This window comes from Acidobacteriota bacterium, from assembly GCA_016196035.1.
Classification (GTDB): Bacteria; Acidobacteriota; Blastocatellia; order RBC074; family RBC074; genus JACPYM01.
In genome coordinates this window covers 1-21,630 of the sequence record JACPYM010000125.1, presented here as the reverse complement: position 1 = coordinate 21,630, position 21,630 = coordinate 1, and the positions used below count along the sequence as shown (strand labels likewise).

11 protein-coding genes are annotated in these 21,630 nt (G+C 58.0%); 6 read left to right on the top strand and 5 right to left on the bottom strand.

Annotated features, from left to right (window positions below; genetic code table 11):
* The first annotated feature begins 120 nt into the window (after window positions 1–120).
* The gene (locus tag HY011_34735; protein ID MBI3428111.1) at window positions 121–2,082 is read left to right on the top strand and encodes a hypothetical protein; all 1,962 of its coding nucleotides are present in this window, start codon (window positions 121–123) and stop codon (window positions 2,080–2,082) included.
* 60 nt (window positions 2,083–2,142) lie between these two features.
* Complete coding sequence (locus tag HY011_34730) at window positions 2,143–4,881, top strand: hypothetical protein (protein MBI3428110.1); 2,739 nt, start codon at window positions 2,143–2,145, stop codon at window positions 4,879–4,881.
* A gap of 30 nt (window positions 4,882–4,911) precedes the next feature.
* Here the strand turns inward: HY011_34730 and HY011_34725 are convergent, their stop codons facing one another.
* The 5 genes from HY011_34725 to HY011_34705 all read right to left on the bottom strand — a co-directional run bounded on the left by HY011_34725 (window position 4,912) and on the right by HY011_34705 (window position 10,313).
* A complete protein-coding gene (locus tag HY011_34725; GenBank protein ID MBI3428109.1) occupies window positions 4,912–5,451 on the bottom strand; it encodes an inorganic diphosphatase in 540 nt (179 codons plus the stop codon).
* Window positions 5,452–5,457: 6 nt separating this feature from the next.
* On the bottom strand, window positions 5,458–5,988 hold the full coding sequence (gene sixA / locus HY011_34720) for a phosphohistidine phosphatase SixA (protein MBI3428108.1): 531 nt from the start codon (window positions 5,986–5,988) through the stop codon (window positions 5,458–5,460).
* Window positions 5,989–6,218: 230 nt separating this feature from the next.
* Window positions 6,219–7,841, bottom strand: a complete 1,623-nt coding sequence (locus HY011_34715; GenBank protein MBI3428107.1) for an acyl-CoA carboxylase subunit beta — start codon at window positions 7,839–7,841, stop codon at window positions 6,219–6,221.
* A gap of 49 nt (window positions 7,842–7,890) precedes the next feature.
* Window positions 7,891–8,328 (bottom strand): MaoC family dehydratase N-terminal domain-containing protein, encoded by a 438-nt coding sequence (locus HY011_34710; protein MBI3428106.1) that lies wholly within the window; start codon window positions 8,326–8,328, stop codon window positions 7,891–7,893.
* Between the two features lie 113 nt (window positions 8,329–8,441).
* Window positions 8,442–10,313 (bottom strand): PAS domain-containing protein, encoded by a 1,872-nt coding sequence (locus tag HY011_34705; protein MBI3428105.1) that lies wholly within the window; start codon window positions 10,311–10,313, stop codon window positions 8,442–8,444.
* A gap of 884 nt (window positions 10,314–11,197) precedes the next feature.
* Here HY011_34705 and HY011_34700 point away from each other — a divergent pair.
* The 4 genes from HY011_34700 (at window position 11,198) to HY011_34685 (ending at window position 21,162) form a co-directional block, all read left to right on the top strand.
* Window positions 11,198–14,632, top strand: coding sequence for a TonB-dependent receptor (locus HY011_34700; protein ID MBI3428104.1), 3,435 nt, complete (start codon window positions 11,198–11,200; stop codon window positions 14,630–14,632).
* Between the two features lie 327 nt (window positions 14,633–14,959).
* Complete coding sequence (locus HY011_34695; GenBank protein ID MBI3428103.1) at window positions 14,960–15,973, top strand: carboxypeptidase regulatory-like domain-containing protein; 1,014 nt, start codon at window positions 14,960–14,962, stop codon at window positions 15,971–15,973.
* 1,412 nt (window positions 15,974–17,385) lie between these two features.
* Window positions 17,386–18,945, top strand: a complete 1,560-nt coding sequence (locus tag HY011_34690; GenBank protein MBI3428102.1) for a tetratricopeptide repeat protein — start codon at window positions 17,386–17,388, stop codon at window positions 18,943–18,945.
* A 93-nt stretch (window positions 18,946–19,038) separates the two neighbouring features.
* A complete protein-coding gene (locus tag HY011_34685; protein MBI3428101.1) occupies window positions 19,039–21,162 on the top strand; it encodes an SUMF1/EgtB/PvdO family nonheme iron enzyme in 2,124 nt (707 codons plus the stop codon).
* The last annotated feature ends 468 nt before the right edge of the window (window positions 21,163–21,630 follow it).

Genomic DNA, 21,630 nt, shown 5'->3' with positions numbered 1-21,630 from the left:
CAACTGCTTCGCGGCGGGTGTTGGATTGTTTGCCTGTTGAAGAGGGCGGCAATTTACACCCGCCGTTCGTGGCTGACAATGCCATCACCACAAACCCTGTCCTGTAAAAACGGAGTGAACATGCGACGCTTTAACCGAATGTTGTTAGGCTTTGTTTGCGTGCTGACGATATTCAGCACGTCCGTCAGCCTCTCGGCTCACCATTCCAACCAGCGGCTGCGGCCAAAGGCACAATCCGTCCCGGCCCAAACCCGTGGCAGTTGGACGGGCCGCACCGCGCAGGATTTGCCAATCAAGTTTGCGATTGACGAACAAGGCCGTGTCGTCAATCTGGAAGTTGATTACCGGATGAGCTTTTCGGGCCTGGGCACCTGTGTATACAAGCTGTGCGGCTTCACCACCACCATCAGCAACAATCAATTTGATGCCGAGGTCGGCTGTGGCGGGATCGCCTTCGTGACCGGCGAAGCGCCGCGCGCGCGCGGAACCTTTAGTTCGGCGACGGCCATGACCGGCAGCATCAGCAACTTTCGCGTAGGCTTTGCGCAATGTGGCGGCGGCATCCTCTTCGGCAGTGTAAGTATTTCTGGCACTACGTTCAGCGCGCAGCAACAACCGGATTGCCACACCATCAGTGGCATCAATCCGGCCAGCGGCAGCGTCGGCACGGCAGTCACGCTCACCGGTACCAATTTGATCGGCGTCTCTGCCGTCAAATTCAACAACATCACCGCCACATTCACCGTCAACAACGCCACCCAGATCACGGCGCAAGTGCCCACAGGCGCGACCACTGGCCCCATCACGGTCGGCAAGACTAATTGCACCGATTTTCCGACGGCGGCCTTTACCGTGCAGACGCAAGCGCCGCTGACGACTATTTCCGCCGCCAGCTTCCTCGGTACTGAACTAACCGCTGAAAGCATCGCCGCCGGTTTCGGACAAGGGCTGGCGACGACAACGGCGAGCGCGAACGCCTCACCGTTGCCTACTGCCTTGGCGGGCACGAACATCAAGGTCAAAGATAGCGCCGGGGCCGAACGCCCGGCTCCCCTTTTCTTCGTTTCACCGGGGCAAATCAACTACCTGATTCCAGCCGGAACCGCGAACGGCACGGCAATCGTCACGGTTATGCGTGACAACACGATCAGCGGCACGGGCACGGTGACCATTGCCACTGTCGCGCCGGGGTTGTTTGCCGCCAACGCCAATGGCCAGGGGCTTGCTGCCGCCGTGGCCCTCCGCGTCAAAGCCGACAACTCGCAAAGCTTTGAACCGCTGGTACGCTTCGATCAGGCGAGCAATCGTTTTGTCGCCGTACCACTTGATCTGGGGCCAGCCACTGACCGCGTGTTTTTGTTGTTGTTCGGCACCGGCTTCCGCAACCGCAGCGCGCTCGCTGCCGTCAGTGCGCGTCTAGGCGGCGCAACCGCTGAAGTCTCTTTTGCCGGAGCACAGGGCGATCTCGCCGGTTTGGATCAAGCCAATGTGCTGCTGCCGCGCAGTCTGGCGGGACGCGGCGAAATAGATGCAGTGCTGACTGTGGATGGCAAAACCGCCAACACCGTTCGCGTGAACATCGGCGGGACAGCGGTCAATCCAACTCCCAGCATCACCAACGCCAGTCTCAATAAACCCGACTTCGCCAGCGGTGTCGCCACGCTCAGCGGACGTTTCAATTTCACCGATGCCGACGGGGATATTGCGTTCAATGGCGCGTTGGCTAACAGCGCCAAACTGCGCTTCCGCATTCTGGGCTCTGCGGTTTGTGGAGCGTTCGAAGCAACCGGCGCTTTCCTGAATCTCAGCGGACAGACCGCTGGAACGGTCAATTTCACGTTGAGCTATAACTTTCGCAATGCCGTTTTCCTGCCCAGCGATGTGGAGGTGCAGTTGGTTGATCTGGCAGGCAATGCCAGCGCGGCGGTGCGGGTGCAGGTAGAGCAATGGTTTTGTCAACTTCGCGAATGGGAACCGGCGCGAGCAACAGAAGTGCTGCTTGAACCGGCCCTGGGCAGACCACAACGCCACTGGTCAGGCTCGCGAAACGATTCTTCTTTATTCGACATGCTTGGCGCCTAGAGCGGGTCTGCCGTGGGGCAATGACTCTCGCTGAGAGCAAGCACATCAGCCGGAGCTACTATGTTGATTCGAACTTTGTCTTCAACCATTCACTCCGCGACAACCCTGCTGCTGGTTGTATGCGTGATCTCGCTCCTTGCGCTTCTGCCGCTTCGCACGGCGCACTCCACGGGCGAAACTTCCTTCGGTTCGAGCAAGCACGCGCGCGCAATAAATGAACCGTTGGTGAATGGGCGGCAGACGGCAGCGCTCCTTGATCCTGCACAGAGTGCGAGTCAATGGCGCGCGCTGGCGCCGTTAGAAGGAGGCACAATCTTTACGCTGGCAAGCGAAGGTGGACGCATCTACGCTGGCACGAGCGGGCGTGGAGTGTTTCTCTCTACTGACAACGGCAAAACCTGGCGCGCGAGCGGCAACAACCTGAGCACGGTTACAATCAACAATCTCTTGGCAGTCGGCAAGGCGGTCATTGCCGCGACCAGCAGCGGCGTTTTTTATACCGATGATGGGGGACAGCGTTGGAACAATACGCTGGCGAATGTTTCCCTCGTGGCACTGGCGCAGAGCGAGTCTACGTTATATGCAGGCAGCGCTGCCGGGCGCGTCTTTCGCTCAACGGACAATGGGCTGAGTTGGCAGGAACGCGGCTCGCCCGGTGGCGGCAGAATTAACGCCATAGTGTCCAAGGATGGCGCTTTGTTCGCCGGCTTGGCAGGCGGCGCAGTCCTCGGGGTATTTCGCTCTGCAGATCAAGGGCAGACCTGGCGGGCGCTCACGTCAGGTTTACCGAATAACGGCACGCCTGCGGTGTTTGCTTTGACGCTGAACAGCAATGCCCTTTATGTCGGCACGCTCTTTTATTCGAACAACCAGCCGCAGGTTTACGGCTCGCTCGACAACGGTGAGAGTTGGTTTCCGGTGGGGTCCAGCAGCATTGGCTTTAACGTAGGCAGCAGTACTTCGCCGGTTTCCTTGCTGACCAATGTCCAGGGATTTGCGGCAGACGGGAATGCGCAACCATATCCTTTGGCGCTCTGCCAGGGAGGAATCGCTTCGTTCAATGGAGACTGGAGCGAATACCTCAGTAATCGCGGCTTGCCGATGGGCAGCACTGTTTATGCGCTGTTGCGCACAGAACAAGCAACCTTGCTGGGCACCTCGGGCGGATTGTTCGCGCTAAGCGCCGACCGACTAAGTTGGACGCCCAGTCAAACCGGGTTGACCGCTGCCGCAATGACCGCACTGGCGGCGAATAACAACGTGCTGGTGGCCTCTGCGGGCGACAGCGGCTTTTTCCGTTCCACGAATGATGGGCAAAACTGGCTTCCCATGACAACGTTGAATTTGAATGGTCGCCCCTATAACGTGCGGCGGCTGCTCGCACGCGGCAACGATTTGCTGGCTGGCACGGCGTATGGCGGGGCGTACTTTTCCAGCGATAACGGAACAACGTGGACGGCGGTCAATCGCGGCTTGGCTTTGACCAGCGCCTCAACCATCACAGACCTGGCTGTCAGCGGCAATGACGTGTATGCCCTCAGTTTCAGTATCGTGCACAAGCTCGCGGCAGATTCCGGTAGTTGGACGCAATTGAACGGCGGCAGGTCGTTAACCCCGACGCCCGCGCGCTTGGCGGCGAATGGCGTTTACCTTTTCGCCGGAACCACGACGAACCTGTTGCGCTCGACCGATAGCGGCGCCAATTTCAACCCGGCGAATCTGGGGGCAACGCCTGTCGGAGCTTTCAAAGTAGCCGCGCGTGGAAACAATGTGTATTACAGCTACAGCGCCAACAATGTGGGCAATATCGCGGTTTCGACAGATAACGGCGCAAGTTTTGTGCGCGCGCAAACCGGATTGTTCGTCAATGATTTTGCGTTCAATGGCGATGTGCTTTACGCCGCCTCTTCCACGGGTATTTTTTATTCCACGAACAACGGCAATAACTGGTCGCCCATTAACGCAGGCTTGCCTTTCAGTAACATCACCAGTCTCGCTATGCGCGGCAACCTGCTGTTTGCGGGAACGACCGGGCACGGTGTTTTTGCTGCCACGAATCCGCATCTGCAACCGGCCAACTTGGCGAATACTTCTGCCGCCAGCTTCAGCGCCAATGAAATCGCCGCCGAAACCATCGTCGCGGCTTTCGGCGCCAATCTGGCTACGACAACGCAAGCCGCGTCCTCAGTGCCATTGCCGATTTCATTGGGCGGCACACGCCTTACCGTGCGCGACAGTGCCGGTGTTGAGCGCAACGCCCCGCTCTTTTTCGTCTCACCGAGTCAAGTCAACTATCAGTTGCCGCCAGGCACCGCAGCGGGCAAAGCCGTCGTTTTCATGCTAAGCGGACTGAACGAATCCTCGTTCGGGGAAATCAACGTCGCTCGTGTAGCGCCAGGTTTGTTTAGCGCCAACGGCAACGGGCAAGGCGTCGCAGCAGCGGTCGCCTTGCGGGTGCGAACCGATGGTTCACAAAGCTTCGAGCCGGTCGCGCAGTTCGACGCCAACGCCAATCGGTTCGTACCCATCCCCATAGATTTGGGCGCGAGCACTGAGCAGGCCGTGCTGTTGCTATTCGGCACCGGCATTCGCGGACGCAGCAATCTCTCCGCCGTCACTTGCCGGATTGGCGGTGTCGAGACGCCCGTCAGCTTTGTCGGAGCGCAGGGTGATTTGGTGGGCCTCGATCAAATCAATGTCGGGCCGTTGCCGCGCGCCTTGGCGGGACGTGGCGAGGTTGACTTGGTGTTGACTGCGGATGGCAAGGCGGCGAACACGGTCAAGGTCAGTATTAAATAAGGCCGGGCGGCAAGCTGGTGAAGCAAAGCGTTATTTGATGAGTTGCGGCTTCATATCTTCGTACAGCTTCATGCTCCGCTCGATGATATTGAGCGCATCGAAGCGCCCCATAAACCGCTCCACCTTGACCTGCTTGTTTTCGAGCGCCTTGTAATCCTCAAAAAACCGCCGCACCGATTTCAGCTTGTATTCGGGCAGTTCCGAGATGTCTTTGTAATCGCGGTATTCGGGGTCGTCGGCGTGGACGGCGATGATTTTGTCGTCCTCTTCGTTCTGATCAATCATCTGCATCACGCCGATGGCTTTGGCGCGCATGATGCAACGCGGGACGACTTCGACCTGGCCCAAGACGAGCACGTCCAGCGGGTCGTTGTCGTCGCAATAGGTGCGCGGCAGGAAGCCGTAATTGGCCGGGTAATGCACCGAGCTGAAGAGAATGCGATCTACGCGCAAGAGGCCGGTCTTTTTATCGAGTTCGTATTTGACGTTGGAGCCAATGGGAATTTCGATGACCGCGTTGAAAATTTCGGGGGCCTGCTCACCGAGTTCGACTTCATGCCAGGGATTCATGGTGTTCTATTTCCCCTTGTTCATCAGGCGCATTTGTTTGGGCGTCAGCATCCAACGCAACAGCCCCGGCCCGCGCGGCGGCAGGCTGGACACTTCGACGCAACAGAGCGCGCCTTTTTTGTATTCGACATTCAGATTGCGATTGCCCGTCAGCAGGTACGATGTCAGTTCGGACAAGTCGGGCATGTGGCCGACCAGCAAGGCGCGGTCGAATTGGTACGCGCCCAGTTCGAGGAAGATTTCGGCGTGCCCGCCTTCGCCCTGGGCGAACTGGCGGCCCGGCGCGAGCGATTCCAGGGTTTTGACTTTGTGTTGCAGTTCTAAAACCTCGGCGACGACTTCGGCGGTCTGGCGTGCGCGCAATAGTGGACTGGTGAAAATCAGATTGAATTTCGGCCCCAGTTCGCACAGGCCCAACGCGGCTTGTTTGAGTTTGGCGCGCCCTTCCAGCGTCAACGGTCGGTCGGCATCTTTGAGCACACCGCCTTCGCCCAGATCGGCGGCAATGCCGTGGCGCATCACATAAATTTCGATCAACTGTTTCCCCTCCAGCAAGAATCTTGGCCGCAGATTTTCGCAGATGGACGCGGATCAAAGTCAGTCATTGAAAGGCGATGACTCTTTCACCCCGAAGAAACGAAGGACACGAAGAAGTTTGGAAGAGACCTCAGAGCAGCAACGGCCTGTTGCGTGTGCTTCGTTTCTGCGGGGTTTCATTCTTAAATACATCTCGTCGAACTGCGAAAATCTGCGGCTAAAAACGTGATTCACTCTAGCACAAACGCTCCCAGATGCGCGCCCGGATTGTTGAGCGCCGTGCGCAAGGCCAATTCCAGCGCGGGGCGAATTTCTTCCGGCGCGAGTACCGCATCCACAAAGCCACGCGCCGCCGCATATTTGGCATCGAGCTGCCGTTCGTAATCGGCCCGCACGCGCGCCATCTCCGCGCGCAACTTGTCGTCCGGCTCTTTGCCTGTGGCCTTGAGCTTATCCAACTGCGCGGCAAAGAGCGCCATCACCGCCGATTCGCCTTCCATCACGGCCATGCGCCCGGTCGGCAGCGTGAAAATAAAATCGGGATCAAAGCCTTGCCCCGCCATCGCGTAATAGCCCGCGCCACTCGCGTGATTGAGCGTCAGGACGATCTTCGGCACGGTCGCGGTCGCCATCGCTTCGACAAAACGCGCGCCGGCGCGAATGATGCCGGAGCTTTCAGCCTCGACGCCGACCATAAAGCCGGAGACGTCCTGAATGAACAGCAGCGGCGTGCCGTGCCGGTTGCAGGTTTCGATGAAGTAGGCCGTTTTCTCGGCGCTCTCGGTATAAATGATGCCGCCGAATTTGGGCGGCTTGCCGGGGCCATTGGAAATCAGGCCGCGACTGTTGGCGATCACGCCGACGCTGATGCCGCCCAGGCGCGCGTGGCCGGTGATCATCTCTTTGGCAAAGTCAGCCTGGAATTCGTCAAAGCTGTCCGCATCCAGAATGCAATCCAGCACGGCCCGCGCATCATAAGGCGCGCGATGATCGGCGGGCAGCAAGTCGTAAAGCGCATCGGCGTTTCTGGCCGCGTCTTGCGCTTCGGCAATGTTCACACGCGTAGCCGCTTTGGCAGGCAGTTCAGCGATCAGCTTGCGAATCTGTTGCAAACACTCTTCGTCATTCTTTGACCGGTAATGCGCCACTCCCGACACGGCGTTGTGCATACGCGCGCCACCCAGCGTCTCGCTGTCCACCTTTTGGCCCGTCGCGCCCTTGACCAAATTCGGCCCGCCCAAACCCATAAACGAAGTGCCTTCGACCATCAAGATCACGTCGGAGAGCGCAGGCAGATATGCGCCACCCGCCACGCACTGCCCCATCACGGCAGCGATCTGCGGCACCTTCAGGTACCGCCGCATGATCGAGTTGTAATAAAAAATCCGCGCCGCGCCGTATTGGCCGGGAAAGACGCCGTCCTGATACGGCAGATTCACGCCCGCCGAATCCACCAGATAAACGATCGGCACGCGGCAACGCATGGCGATTTCCTGCGCGCGCAAAATCTTCTTGATCGTTTCGGGCCACCACGCGCCCGCCTTGACGGTGGCGTCGTTCGCCACAATCACGGCTTCCCTGCCCGCGACCATGCCAACACCCGTCACCACGCCCGCCGCCGGGGCCTGCCCTTCATATTGATCGTAGGCGATGAGCAAGCCGATCTCTTGAAAGCGTGTATTAGCATCGAACAGCGCGGCGATGCGTTCGCGCGCGGTGAGTTTGCCCTGCTGATGTTGTTTTTGGATTTTGTCCGGGCCGCCGCCTTGCTGAAGCTGTTCGGTCAGGGTGCGCCACGACTGCACCAGGTTTTTCAGGTGCGAGGGCGGTGGTTCAATCGGGGTTCGTTTCATAGCGGCGCTAGCTTGGCGAGCAATGGTAAAGAAGTCAAACACCCTTGCTTCAACCGCGCCGTTTCACCAACACCCGATCAATATAAACAATCACTGGCTCGTCATGCTGGTTCAGCACAGTCGTCTCAAACGCGACCACGCCGCGCTGGTCGTCTTTGGCCGCAAGTTCGAGCACGCGTTTTTTGACGCGGAGGGTATCGCCGATGAAGACCGGTTTGACGAAGCGCAGTTTGTCCAGGCCGTAAAACGCGATGATGTGCTCGCTCGCGCCCATCTGAATCATCAGCCCCGTTGAAATGCTGAACACGAGCGCGCCGTGAGCGATGCGCCTGCCGAAGGGGCCGCGCTTGGCGTATTCCTCGCTCATGTGCAGTTCGTGGAAATCGCCCGACAGGCCGGCAAAGTTCACGATGTCGGCTTCGGTGATCGTGCGCGTGCGGGTGAGCAGGATTTCATCCAGTTGGTAGTCGTCGAAGGTTTTGTCCATGTTGAAAGTAGTCAATAGTCAGTAGTCAGTGGTCAGTGGTCAGTGGTCAGTAGTCGGTAGTCAGTGGCTGGTTGATCGCTAGCCACTAACCACTGGCCACTGACCACTGACTACTATGCTTTGGGCAGCAGAATCCGAAAGCACGTGCCCTTGCCCAGTTCGGTGTCGAGTTGAATCTTACCGTTGTGCAATTGCACGGCGCGGAAGGCCTGCGCGAGGCCGATGCCGCTGCCTTGGGGTTTGGTGGTGAAATAGAGGTTGAAAATCTTTTCGCGCACCTGCTCAGGGATGCCCGGCCCGGTGTCGCGGATCGAGATGAAAACCATCTCCTGCTCGTCTTCGTGAAGGCGGCCCGTTTCGATGGTCAGTTTGCCGCCATCGCCTTTTTCGGACATGGCTTGGCAGCCGTTGACGATGATGTTGAGCAGCGATTGTTTGAGCAAATCGGAATCGGCTTTAATCGTGAGCGGGCTTTTGCCGTATTGCTCGACCAAGTTGACGCCCTGTTCACGCGCATCGGCGGCTAGCAGGATGACTTCGCGCACCAGGGTATTGGCGTCCATGTCTTTGAGTTTCACTTCGACCGGGCGCGTGAAATCGAGGAAGGTTTGCACGACGCGCTTCAGGCGGTTGACTTCGGAAGTCAGGATGTCGAGGTGCTGTTTGGGATCAAGGCCCGCGTCTAGTTTCGCCGACAGCAGTTCGAGATGAATCACCATCGAGTGCAGCGGATTTTTGACTTCGTGCGCGACCCCGGCGGTGATGCGGTTGAGCGCGGCGACCTTGCTGGCGAAATCAAGTTGCGTTTCGAGCCGTTGAATCGTCTCGAAATCCCGCAAGGTCAGCAGCGCGCCCGCCGGTTGGCCGCGATCCTGAAAGAGTTGTAGCGAGGCCAGAATCGTTTGCGGATGCCCCGCCCCATTCGCGGCAATCGTCGCCATCTCTTGCAACGATTGGCGTCCGCTGAAGGCGCGTTCGGTGATGATCGAAAGCGGATGCGTGCGTGTGAGTGCATCGGGCAGCCGTTTACCGCGCAAGGTGAAGTTGCCGTTGCCGAGCAGCTTTTCGGCTTCGGGGCTGGCCAGGATGACGCGCTGTTCGCGGTCGAGCAGCAAGACACGTTCGGTCAGATTGCCGACGACCTGTTGCAATTGGTCACGGATGGTTTCGATTTCGTTGCGGCTGCCGGCGAAGCGGCGGCCCAGTTCGCGCAAACGTTGCGCGATGTTTTGCATGTCGTGCGGCGGGTTGACGGGTGCAGTGGGCAATTCGCCGCTGGTTGCCGGATTGGCACTGACGGCCAGCGCGGCGTGTGAGAGACTTTCCTCTTCCAGGTTCTCGATGCTGGCCACAATCTCGCGCAAGGGACGCAACACGTAACCAGACAGCAGGGCCGCAAACAACATCCCGCCGCCCAAGATAATCAGTGACAAAACCAGTCCCAGTTTGAGCGAAGGGATCAATTCCTGGCGCAGCCCAGCGGCAGGCACGCCGACCAGAATGTTGACGAAGGGTTTGTTGCTCAGGCTGATCGGCAGGTTCAACTCAAAAATATCGCTGCGGCGCAACACCACCGCCAATTGCTTGAGCCAGCGCGCGGCTTCAAAGGCTTCAAAGGGATAGAGCCGGTCGGTCTGGCGGCGCAAATCGAACGGATCGGCTTCGGCGATGATCGTGCCGTCTTCGGCAATGATGGCGCAATAGGCGAAATCCTTGCGTTCACCGATACTGGCTTTGACCAGCGCAATCAGCGCCCGATCCTGGCCGACGGCGGCCTGGGGCGTTTCCTGCGGACGGCTCAAGATGGCCTGCTGGGCAATCAGCGTGACCTGATCGGCCAGCGTTTCGATGGCGCGGTGCCGGGTGACGAGTTGCGCGTTGAGCAAGCGCGTCAGGTTAAAGCACAGCCAAGCCGCCACTGCCACTAACAAGAGCGCGGTCATCACGGTGAAATGCCTGGTGCGAACACTTGGATCCCAACTCATGCGGTTTGCGAAATTCTCAGGGGGAAGCCTGCTGTAGGGACAAACGCGCAAACTTCTCGCTGAACAGAAAGCGGCGGCAAACACCTTAACGTTTGTACCGTGAGCTTCACTACGCCAAAAAGGTAAGGAGCATAGCGCGTGAGCACAAAATTCAAAAAAGACCGGTGTAATTTGCCAAAGTTTTGCGCGCTCCGCAGGGCCTGTTTGTTGTTGCGAGTCTTTGACTCAATCATTCATAGCAGTGCGCTGACATAGCGGTGCGCTGGCGCGATTTGAATATCTGATTTCAAGGGCAACTGTCAGCGTCAATGTAGACTGATTGACAGATGGCTGGCAAGCCCGCACAAAAACGCGGATGCCCGTCACAGCTTTGCGTCGGGATGTTTCCAGCGAGACCGGTGATTGGCGCATACGTAGCGCAACCCGCCGGGGTTGCGCGCTGTTGCAAGTGAAGCCCTGGCCGTAACTGCGACACGGCGCAACCTCGGCGGGTTGCGCCACGCACGCCGAAGCATCGGGTTCCCTCGGCGCAAAGCTTTGACGGACACCCCAAAACCGCCTGGCCAGGGCGAGTTGTCAGCCTTGGGGTTTTGGTTATAATGCGCTGGCTCTAAAGCGTAAATCAGACGCTTGGCGGCGCGAATGATACGACAAGCTTGCTGGCAGGTTATGCGAATGAGCAAGCCTTTGACCGTCTTTCCCGATCAAGCACAACGAAGTCATCAAACCGATACCCTACGGTTGTAATCCTGGCTAGCCGGGCAAGATACGCCACGCCGCTCAATCGTTGCAGGATTAACGAAAGCCCAGTCGAGGGTTCGGTTGGCCCCCCGCTAGGCAGCACCGGTCTTACAACGCGCACTTTCCAATCAAGGAGCATCCACATGAAATATCCCGCCAGTTCAAGGTTGAAATTCTCGCTGTTGTTTCTCACCCTGGCCATTTTCACTCCGGTCAACGCCCAAGTGCCGACGGGTTCGTTGCGGGGCAATGTCGTTGATCCGTCAAAGGCCATCATTCCCGGCGCCCTGGTCGAGGTCAAAAGCAAAGCCGCGGGTGAAGCGCGCCAATTCACCACCAAAAACGACGGCGCCTTTTTGATTAGCAGCCTGTTGCCCGGCGAATACGAGGTCAAAGTCACGGCCAAGGGTTTTAAGACCGCCGTGTCCAGCATCACGATTCAGGTCGGCGTGACCTCCACCACAGAAATCAATCTGGAAGTCGGGCAGCAATCCGAAACCGTGGTGATCTCCGGCGATTCGACCGCCGTCGTCAATCCTACCGACTTCAAGATTGACGGCGTCATCTCGCGCCAGAAAGTGGACGGCCTGCCGTTGAATGGACGCAACTTTTTGCAACTGGCCGCGCTCGAACCGGGTGTGCGCGTTTCGACGGGCAGCCCCGGCGATGCCAACAATCTTTTTAACGTTTCGATTGGCGGCGGCAACTCCGATCTGACGCGGCTGACGGTGGATGGCGGCAACATCGTTGATCCGGTGACGGGCGGCGCGGCGCAAAACTTTTCGGTGGATACGGTGCAGGAGTTTCAAATCTCCAGCTTCAATTTCGATCTGGCGACGGGCGTGACGTCGGTGGGCGCGGTCAATATCGTCTCGCGCACGGGCAGCAACGAATACCACGGCACGGGCTTCGGCTTTTACCGTGACAATCACATGTCGGCCTATCCGACCTTGAATCGCGTGGCGAACAATCCCGATCCGTTTTTCCGCCGCTTGCAAGCGGGCTTTACGCTGGGCGGCCCGATCATCAAAGACAAACTGGTCTGGTTCACCAATCTGGAACGGCTCAATCAAACGACGGCCTATTCGACGATTCACACCGGCGCGCCGGTCTTTCAGCAATTCGACACGGTGTCGTCCAGCCCGTACAAAGGCTGGCTCTACAACCTGCGCTTCGATTACACGCTCAACAGCAAGCACACTTTCTTTTTGCGCTACAGTTCCGACAACAACCGCGTCTTTGCGCCCGTGACTAACAATGTGCTGCCTTCGGACTGGCGCGCCAACAAGAATGACGTGTATCAGGGACAAGCCGGCTGGACGGCGAGTTGGCGGCCCAATCTGGTCAATCAACTCAGCTTCAACTATCAATACATCGGCAACAAGAGCCTGATTCCCAGCACGGCGGATTGCCCCGGCTGCATCGGTCTGGGCGGCGCACAAGTGCGCGTCAACGGCAGCAGCTTCGTGATGGGGAACAGCACCGACGCGCCGCAAAACCGCGCCTTGTTCCGCTACGAAACAACCGACAACCTGACCTGGACGAAAGGCCGGCACATTGTGCAGACGGGGCTGAATTGGGAGAAGGCTTATGGCACGGGCGGCTGGAGCTTTGTTGACCCGGCCATCGTGGTCACGCACGACCCGCGCACGGTCAAAGACATCAACGACGCGATTGACGCGCTGGCGGGCGGCTTGGGCTTGCCTGCCAATGATCCGATTGGACAGCAACTGCGCGGCATCTTCGGCCCGGTCGCGCCCAGTTTGAAATTGCCGTTGCCAGCAGCGTTCACGACACCCGGCGCGCGCATTACCGCAAACGACATTCTGGGCTTGCCGGTAGCCTTCATCGTGCGCGGCCTGGGCGATGGCAGCCAGCCGCCGCCGTTCAATTCTTCCTTCGCCCGTCACACGCAACGCTGGCGTTTTTATGGACAAGACACCTGGAATATCGGCAAAGGGCTGACGCTGAAATACGGGCTGTCGTATGTTTATGAAAACAAGCTCTGGAACCATGATCTGAAAAAGTCGAGCCTGTTTGCCAACACGGGTCTTTACGGCACGACTGATCCGAACGCCCGCGACAAAAACAATTTCGCGCCTTCGGTGGGCTTTGCCTACAACGTCAAAAACGACAACAAGACGGTCGTGCGCGGCGGCTTTTCGATGGCGTATGACACGAGCCTTTATGTCAACCGGCTGACTGAACGCGCGATTCTGGGGCCGCTGGGCAATGGGCGCGTGATTTTGCCGGGCGACTTTTTCCAAAACACGATCAGCTTCCCGCAACTGCCCGCGCAGGTTGCTGGCGCCTTGCCCGTAGTTTCGCAGGCGTTGTTGGCGGTCGCCAATACGCCGGGCTTGCCCGCCGATCAACGCGCGCAGTTGCTCTTGATCGGCGGCGCGGTCGTGCCCAATCTCGGCGTCATCAATCCGGCGACGGGCGCACGGTTGAGCGCGGCGACGTTGCAAGTGTTGCCAACGAAGTTGACCACTGCGCAGGCGCTGCAATTGGTCGCGCAACAAGGCGCGCTGATCCAAAACCAATTCAACCAACTGGCCCAAGCCGGCGTGATCGGCGCGGACTTTTTCAAGACCGTCTCGCAAACCTCGGTGCTGATTGATCCGAACATCAAGATTCCCTATTCGACGACCGCCAGCATTGGGCTGCAACGACAGTTGCCCTGGAACATGGCGGTGAATGCCGATTTTGTCTGGCGGCGCTATCTGCACACCTTCTTTCAACGCGACCGCGCGCTCTGGAATCGCGCTCCGGCGGCGGGCGGCCCCATCGTGCGGCCTTGCGCCACGGCGGCAGAAGCCACCAATCCAACCGTGCGTTGCCTGAACGGGCCGTTTGAGGTGCTGGAAGGCAGTGGGCGCGACGATTACAAGGCGCTGCTGGTCAAGCTCGAAAAACGCTTCGCGCAACGCGCGCAGTTCACCGCGTCGTATGCATACTCGCGGCTGCGCAGCTTCAATTACACCCGCGACATCGCCAGCCCCTTCGCCTTTCCCGGCTATGCCGGCAGCGACCGTCCGCATGCCTTGACGTTTAGCGGGCTGTGGGACATCGCCTGGGGCTTCAAGGCGGGCTTGATCGTGACCTATGAGAGTGGCGCGCCGCTCTCGGCCAGCATCCCCGGCAGTAACAACAGCGATCTGAATGGCGACGGCTCGAACAACGACTACCTGCCAGGCACAGGATTCAACACGCTCAATCGCGACATCAACGCCGATCAGTTGCGCCAACTGGTCGCGCAATACAATCAATCGGTGGCGGGCAAAGCTGCGCCGCGTGGCGGGCAATTCCCGGCCATCACTTTGCCGTCGAATTTCGATCTGGGCGATTCCTTTCAATCGCACGACCTGCGGCTCTCGAAGGAAATCAACATCGTCAAAGAGCGGCTGAAACTCGAATTGATTGGCGAGGTCTTCAACCTCTTCAACCTGTCGAACAAGCTCGGCTACAGCGGCAGCCTGGATACGGGCTTCGGACAACCGACCAGCAAGGCCAATCCGATTTTGGGCATTGGCGGGCCGCGCATTTTCCAAATCGGCGGACGGCTTAAGTTTTAGCGCTGTGCGTTGCGGCAGTATTTTGACGGGATGAACAAGATTCATTTCAGGGTGAACAGGATTGGCTGCCTACGATCAGCACACCTTCCCTAGAGCGGTTGGCAATTGCATAGACGGGACGGTTGCGCCGGGACAGTACCGCGCGCGTGAGCAAGCGGCGCATCAAGCAAGGCCCAGCGGCATAAACGCGCCATCTCCGCTTGCTCACGCGCGCGGTACTGTCCCACGCCGCGCTTTTCCCGTACACCGAAGTGCAAACTGATCGAATTAACCTTGTTCATCCTGAAACAATCCCGTTCATCCTGTCCCAATGTTTTGTGAACCGAAATGAATTCCAGGCATTCATTCAAATGCGTGTTATTGCTGCTGGGCTGGCTCGGGCTAAGCGTGTTACCCGGCTGGGCGCAAAGTAATCAAGTGCGCGGCAAGGTGCGCCTGCCTTCCGGCGAAACAATCGCGGGCGTGGTCGTCGAGTTATGGCAAAACGGCGCGCGCATGGCCCAGACCGTGACGACGCGTGACGGTGATTTCACCTTCAACAGCCTGGCGCCTGCCGAGTATCAGGTCATCGTCAATTATCTGGGCTATCAACGCGCGGCTGAACTGGTGACGGTTGCGGCAGCCAAGCCAACCAAAGCTGGCGGCAACATTGCGCCTGCCTTAATTGAAATTCAACTTAAGGAACCGCCACCGCCGCCTGCGCCCAAACCAGCGTATGCGCCTTTCACGCAAACCGTCCCGTTCGCGGCGCGGCTCTTTTTCACCGAGGCGCAGGCCAGATTCAAAGCCGCCAAACCTGCTGAAGGGTTGGCCAAATTGAAAGAAGCGTTGACGGTCTTTCCCGATTATTTTGACGCGCTCTTCACGCTGGCCAACGAAGCGCACAAAAGCAAAGATGACGAAACGGCCCTGGCGACGCTGGAACGCGCGCGCAAAGTCTATGACGGCGACGCGCGCATCTATCGGCTCTTCGGTCTGATTATGTCGAAGCAGCAAAAATATCTCGTCGCCGAATTCGCTTTCCGTGAAGCGCTGCAACGCGATCCCGCGCATGCGCAAAGCTATCAGGCGCACGGCATCACACTGCTGGAACTAGGGCTGGCTGAAAAGACGCCGCAACAACGCCGCAAATTTTTCGATCAAGCCGAGCAGCAAATGCAAACGGCGCTCAAGCAAAGCGGCCACAAACTGCTCGCCGTGCATTTGAATCTGGCCGAGGTCTATGAAGCGCGCGGCGAAAACCAGGCTGCGATTCGCGAACTGGAAACCTATCTCAAGCTGCAACCAAACACCCCCAATGCCGCCGCGATTCGCGCCTCCATTACACGCTTGAGCCAGTAATGCGCCGCTGTCAGCGTTCGTCTGACAGGGCACTTTCCTTCCCTTCCGACATCAGCTTTGAGTGCCAAAATTATCTCAGCGAAACGCTGGTGCAATGTGTAACGTTTCATCTTCTCTTCCACTCATAGGCGCAACGATGAAGAAACAACAACTTCTTACCACAACGCATTACTGATAACTGCCGGTATGGCCCCGGCAGAGGCGTGCGCTGCGGTTCGTTGCAAGTGCAAACATTCAGGAGCAGGTTGGGTGTCGGAATGGCGTAGATGGCTCCTAGCAGATTGAAAGCGCGCACAGGCGCGCCCCGCCACCAGTGCCGCCCGGTGCTGGCCCAAGGTCTTCAATGACCCCGCACACGACCCGCTCAAGAAACGATTCAAAACAATCGGTTCTAAACACTCCGTGGTACTGGTGCGCCATCGAGCGTGAAGACGCTGCCATAGGAGAACGATCTTTGAGACTAAGTGTCTACAACCCGTTTGATGAGTTATCGCGCGAAGAACTAAACGTGGCCGGGGTCGGTTTGTCAGAACGCCCGGGGCATCGCTGTTCTGGCAAGCTTGGCCGACAGCGTGAAGTTGTTCGTGCGATAAACCTTCAGCCGGATATTTGCCATCGTCGCGGCACTTCGATGCAATATCTGGTTCGTGCTCGGGCCCCCTGGGTCGCAGAGCGCGGGGCGCGTTGTCTGCTGATCGTGGGCAGCGGACAGCGCGCTCTGAACAACTTTCCCGCCACCTGAGGGTGGCCTGATGCGAAGCGCCATCACCCATGAACCGCACCGCTTCGCTAAACGACATTGCGATGTCTCTGTCGCTAGAACATCGCATACGAGGTTTGCCGGTCGCGTGTCTCCCGTCTGCCCACGACCCTTAGGCAGGGAACATGCAAAACTCCTCCTTTGAACCCCCCAATACGGGGCCTGTTCTTGTCTCGCCCGAATTATAGAACAGGCCCCTCCCTCCTTCTCCCACAATGCGTCCACATCAAACGGTAATCGCCCACGGAAAGCTGCGCCCAGGTCATCGCTCAATTGCCGCCTGAGCCTGCTTGAGGAGCAATGGACACGTGTCGGTTTTCCTGCACTCGCCGGTAGGTTGTTACGAAAACTAAAGTGCCTGGCGTGAGCGCCGATAATCAGTGTGCTGGGCTGAAGCATGCAGCCCGCACAGATAGCTCTCAACACAGAGACGGCGTGAAGTATTAATTAAACAGTGGGCAACAAAAGCGACCATAGTGTATAGTTACGCCATCCTGGCCGCGTCAAAAATAGCTTTGACAATGGCGGCTGGGACTCGCAGCAGTGAAGCGCGCGGCGCGGCTGTTTCACCGGCTGCTGAGTTGACTCAATCCCAAAAACCTATCTTAGACATTGCGTTATGCAATTGGTGCCCTGCCTCAAAAGGAGTCGTATGAAGCTCAAAGCCACACTGCCAGTCCTGTCCGCGTCGGGGCTGGTATTAATGTTCTTCGCGTTTCAACTTTTGCTCGTCGTTGGCGCCCAAGACATTGGACATCTAGGCGTCAATGATGATCCTGCACCGCTGTTTCAAGCCAAACGCATCCGCAAATTCATCGCCCGTAACAATATTCGCAAGAACGATACCTTGATTGCCGATGTGAGCACGATGGCAGGCACGGCCATGCGTCCGGCCCCCAGGCCGAATGTCGTGGCGGCGGCCACACCCACGCCCAGTGTGTTGCCCAATACGGCGGCGGCCAGCAATACCGCCTTGATTGCCGCGCCGGTCAATATGGCGGGTGCGTTACCCACGAACGCCCCTACCCTAGCCAAAATCTCGCCGTATGAGGAAGCTATGGCCCGTGCCGACATCGCGGCTTCGATGGGCAAACAAAGCGCTGCCATCGAGGCGTATCGGCAAGCGTTGAATTTGGAGCCGAATGCGCCCGATGCGCTCTTGGGCCTGGCCGATGCCTTGCACGATGCCAAAGACTACGCGCAGGCCGACAAGGAATATCAGCAATTGATCGCGCAACAGCCGAACTCCATCGAAGCGCGGCGTGGACACGCTGATGTACTTTATGAATTGAAGCGTTGGGACGAAGCGATTGCGGAATATCAGGCGGCAATCAAAGCTGGCGCTACCGATGCGGGTATCTATAACAATTATGGTAACGCTCTGTTCCGCACCGGCGACCGCGCCAAACGCGAGCAGGCGATTGTGCAGTATCGGGTAGCCGTCCAGAAAGATCCGAAATTCGGCGAAGCCCACGCAGGCTTGGCCAATGCCTTGCGCACCGCCAAGCAATTGACCGAAGCGCAACAATTGGCTGAACAAGCCGTCCAACTCGCGCCCGAATCAGCCGTCGCGCATTCGATTTTGGGCCGTGTTTATGCCGATCTAAAAGATTTCCCGCGCGCCACCGCCGAGGGTGAAAAGGCTGTGCAGTTGTCGCCGAGCGATGCCTTTATGCACGTCAACCTGGGCGGCATTTATTCGCTGCAAGGCCGCCTTGACGACGCGCTCCGTTCGTACTTGCGCGCCTGTTCGTATGACAAGCAATGGGCTTTCCCGCACAACAGCCTGGGCAATCTTTTCATGAAAATGAATCGCCCGCCGGAAGCGATCGAAGAATTCACTTCGGCCGCGAACCTGGAGCCGCGCAGTTCGACGATTCAAAACAATCTGGGCACCGCGCTCGCGACGCAACGCAAATGGAACGAGGCCATCGGGCATTTCCAACAAGCCGCCCAATTCGATCCGCGCAATACCACGGCGTTTTCCAATTTGGGCAGCGCCTTTGTGGCGCAACAGCGCTACACGGAAGCAATTGAGGCCTTCAAGCGCGCCAGTGAGATCGAGCCGCAAAACACGTCGTACAAGTTGGCGTTGGCCGACACCTACAAGCTCGCGGGCAACGCAAAAGAAGCCAAACTTTTGTACCAGGAGTTGGAAAAGCTCGGCGTGAGCACCAAGCAAGAGCAAGAGAAAAAGAAGAAGAAGAAGTGACGGAATGACACTGAAGCGGGGCTGCACCAGCCAGCGGGCAGCCTCGCTTCAGTGGATTGCATGCCTTCATAACTCCATCCCACAAGACCAACCATGCCCACAGTACCGCCCACATCATCGAATGCGTTTGTGACGAACCCGCTTGGGAATGATTTGATCGGCAGAGTCGTTTGCGGCTATCGCATGATTAAAGAAATCGGCGAAGGCGGCATGGGCAAGGTTTATCTAGGCGAGAGCGCGTTTCTGACCGAATATAAACAGCAGGTCGCCATCAAAACGCTCACGCCCAAAAGCGAGCGCCAGGCGGCCCTGTTAAAAGACCTGTTCATCCGCGAAGCCAATATCCAGGTGCAGCTCAAACACCCGCATATCGTCAGCGTCACGCAATTCGCCATCGAACAGATCAACGACGTCGAGCAACATTTCCTGCTGCTCGAATACGTGCCCGGTTATCAGCACAAGGGCCGCCGCATCTCGAACGTCAGCGAGGCGATCCGTTATGAAACCGGCCCGCTGCCCTATCAGCGTGCCTTGCGGATGTTCGTGCAGGCACTGGATGCGATGGATTACGCGCACAATTTCAAATACCGCTGGGAAGGCGAAGAGCGCATCGGCATCGTCCATCGCGACATCAAACCGGCCAATATGCTGCTGGTTGATCCGGACACTATCAAGATCAGCGATTTCGGCATCGTCAAAGTCCAGCAGCGTCGCGAATCGGCAACCCAAAAATTTACGCCCGGCACGTCCGCCTATATGCCGCCCGAAGCGATCTTGCTGCCGCAGCAGTTCGGGTTGAAAGAACTCGATGCGCGGTCAGACATTTACGCGCTGGGCATTTCGCTGTATGAAATGCTCTGCGGCCAATTGCCGTTTACGCCGGATGATACGACCAATCCGGATGCTTCGATCCGCCGCAAGCAGGTCGAGCAAATGCCGCTGCCGCCCTCCATCGTCAACCCCGGCGTGCCGCGCCCGCTGGATGCCGTGGTGATGCGTGCGCTGCAAAAACATCCCGATCAGCGTTATCAATCGGCCGTCGAATTCAAACAGGCTATCTTTGAACTCGACGCTTCATTGCAAATGGGACTGCGCAAACTCGCGCACGATTACGCCACGCGCGGCTTTGGCGCTCAGTCCGAAGCCGCGACCATGCCCATCAATGTCGTCAACGCAGGCGTGCCGACCAGTGTGCCCACGGCCCAGATAGAGGTGCTGCCCACTAATGTGCGGGCCTGGACAACGCCGACCGCCACGCCGCAAACGATCCCGCCCAGCGAACCAAAATCGTCTTCCTCAATGAAGCTGCTGGCCGCCGTGGCCTTGATCGCCATCGCCATCGCCGCCGCCGGCATCTTCATGTTGCCCAAGTGGCTCGGTCAGACTTCAGCGAATGTGGCGGGCGGCGCGGCCACCAAAACCGACCCGAAAACGCTTGAGGCTCCCACGGGGATGGTCTTCGTTCCCGGCGGATCGTTTATGATGGGGCGCAATTTATCGGAGCAGGAAAAGGGTGTGCGCATTGATAACAATGGCCGGAAAGAAGGGATTTTCAAATTCGATTATCCGGCCCACGCGGTCGAAGTGCAGCCTTTCTATCTGAACAAAACTGAAGTTTCGCGCCGCGAATACGCTGAGTTCGTGCGCGCCACCCAACACGAAGCCCCCGCCGATTGGAATGGCGATGAACCGCCGGCCAATACCGAAGAGATTCCCGTCACTGGCGTCAATTACCGCGATGCGGTGGATTACTGCAACTGGCTGACTGAAAAGCGCCGCGATGCGTTCAGCTATCGTTTGCCCACCGAAGCCGAATGGGAGTTTGCCGCGCGCGGCCCCGACGCGGGCCAACCGGGCAAGCCGCTCAATCTCTATCCCTGGGGCGACGACTGGCAACCGGGCAATGCCAACACCAAAGAAGCGCGCCTCGACCACACGCAAAACGTCACCGCCAATCCGCAAGGCGCTTCGCCGTTCAAAGTGCTCAACCTCGCGGGCAATGTTTACGAATGGACAGCCACCGATTTCACCCACTACCCCGGCAGCGACCAGGAAACGCCGCGCGAAAAGGGTTATGAGGGAACCTATCAAGTCGTGCGGGGAGGCGCGTTCGCTTATCCGAAAGAATGCGCAATGACCACCACGCGCGTCTGGGCGAAACCGACCGACAAAGGGCCGAAGCTCGGCTTCCGTTGCGCCGCAGAAGTGAAGCGCTAGTCCATCTTCCGTTCCCAACTAAATTCAACCCTGAGAGAGATGAAGATCAACAGAGTTCTAAGTTGGTATGAGAAGTCTCCAGGTAGTGCTTTTGTTGAGCAGGCAAAGTTGGAAGAGATATCCCTCTGTGAGCTTCAGCAATTGTTCAATCAACCTGTAGAAAATCCCATGTATGAGTGCTATCCAGTCCAACAGCAACACGTTGTTGTCTTGAGTCAGTATGCGGGAAGGAAGATCAATCTCACTGAGTATGAGTACTTCGTTGAATGCTATTCATCTGACTAAATTTAAGTACAGGCAATTCTATAGACCTCAAGAAAAAGAATTGCCGTACCAAGCTCCAACGGAGCGTCAGCCAACAGCCTGGGGTGAAGCCCCAGCTGCATATCGAGTCGTGGTGCGAAGCCCTGAAAGGGCGGCAGCCAGAGGCTTGGCTGCCGCCCTTTCAGGGCTTCGCACCCCCATTTG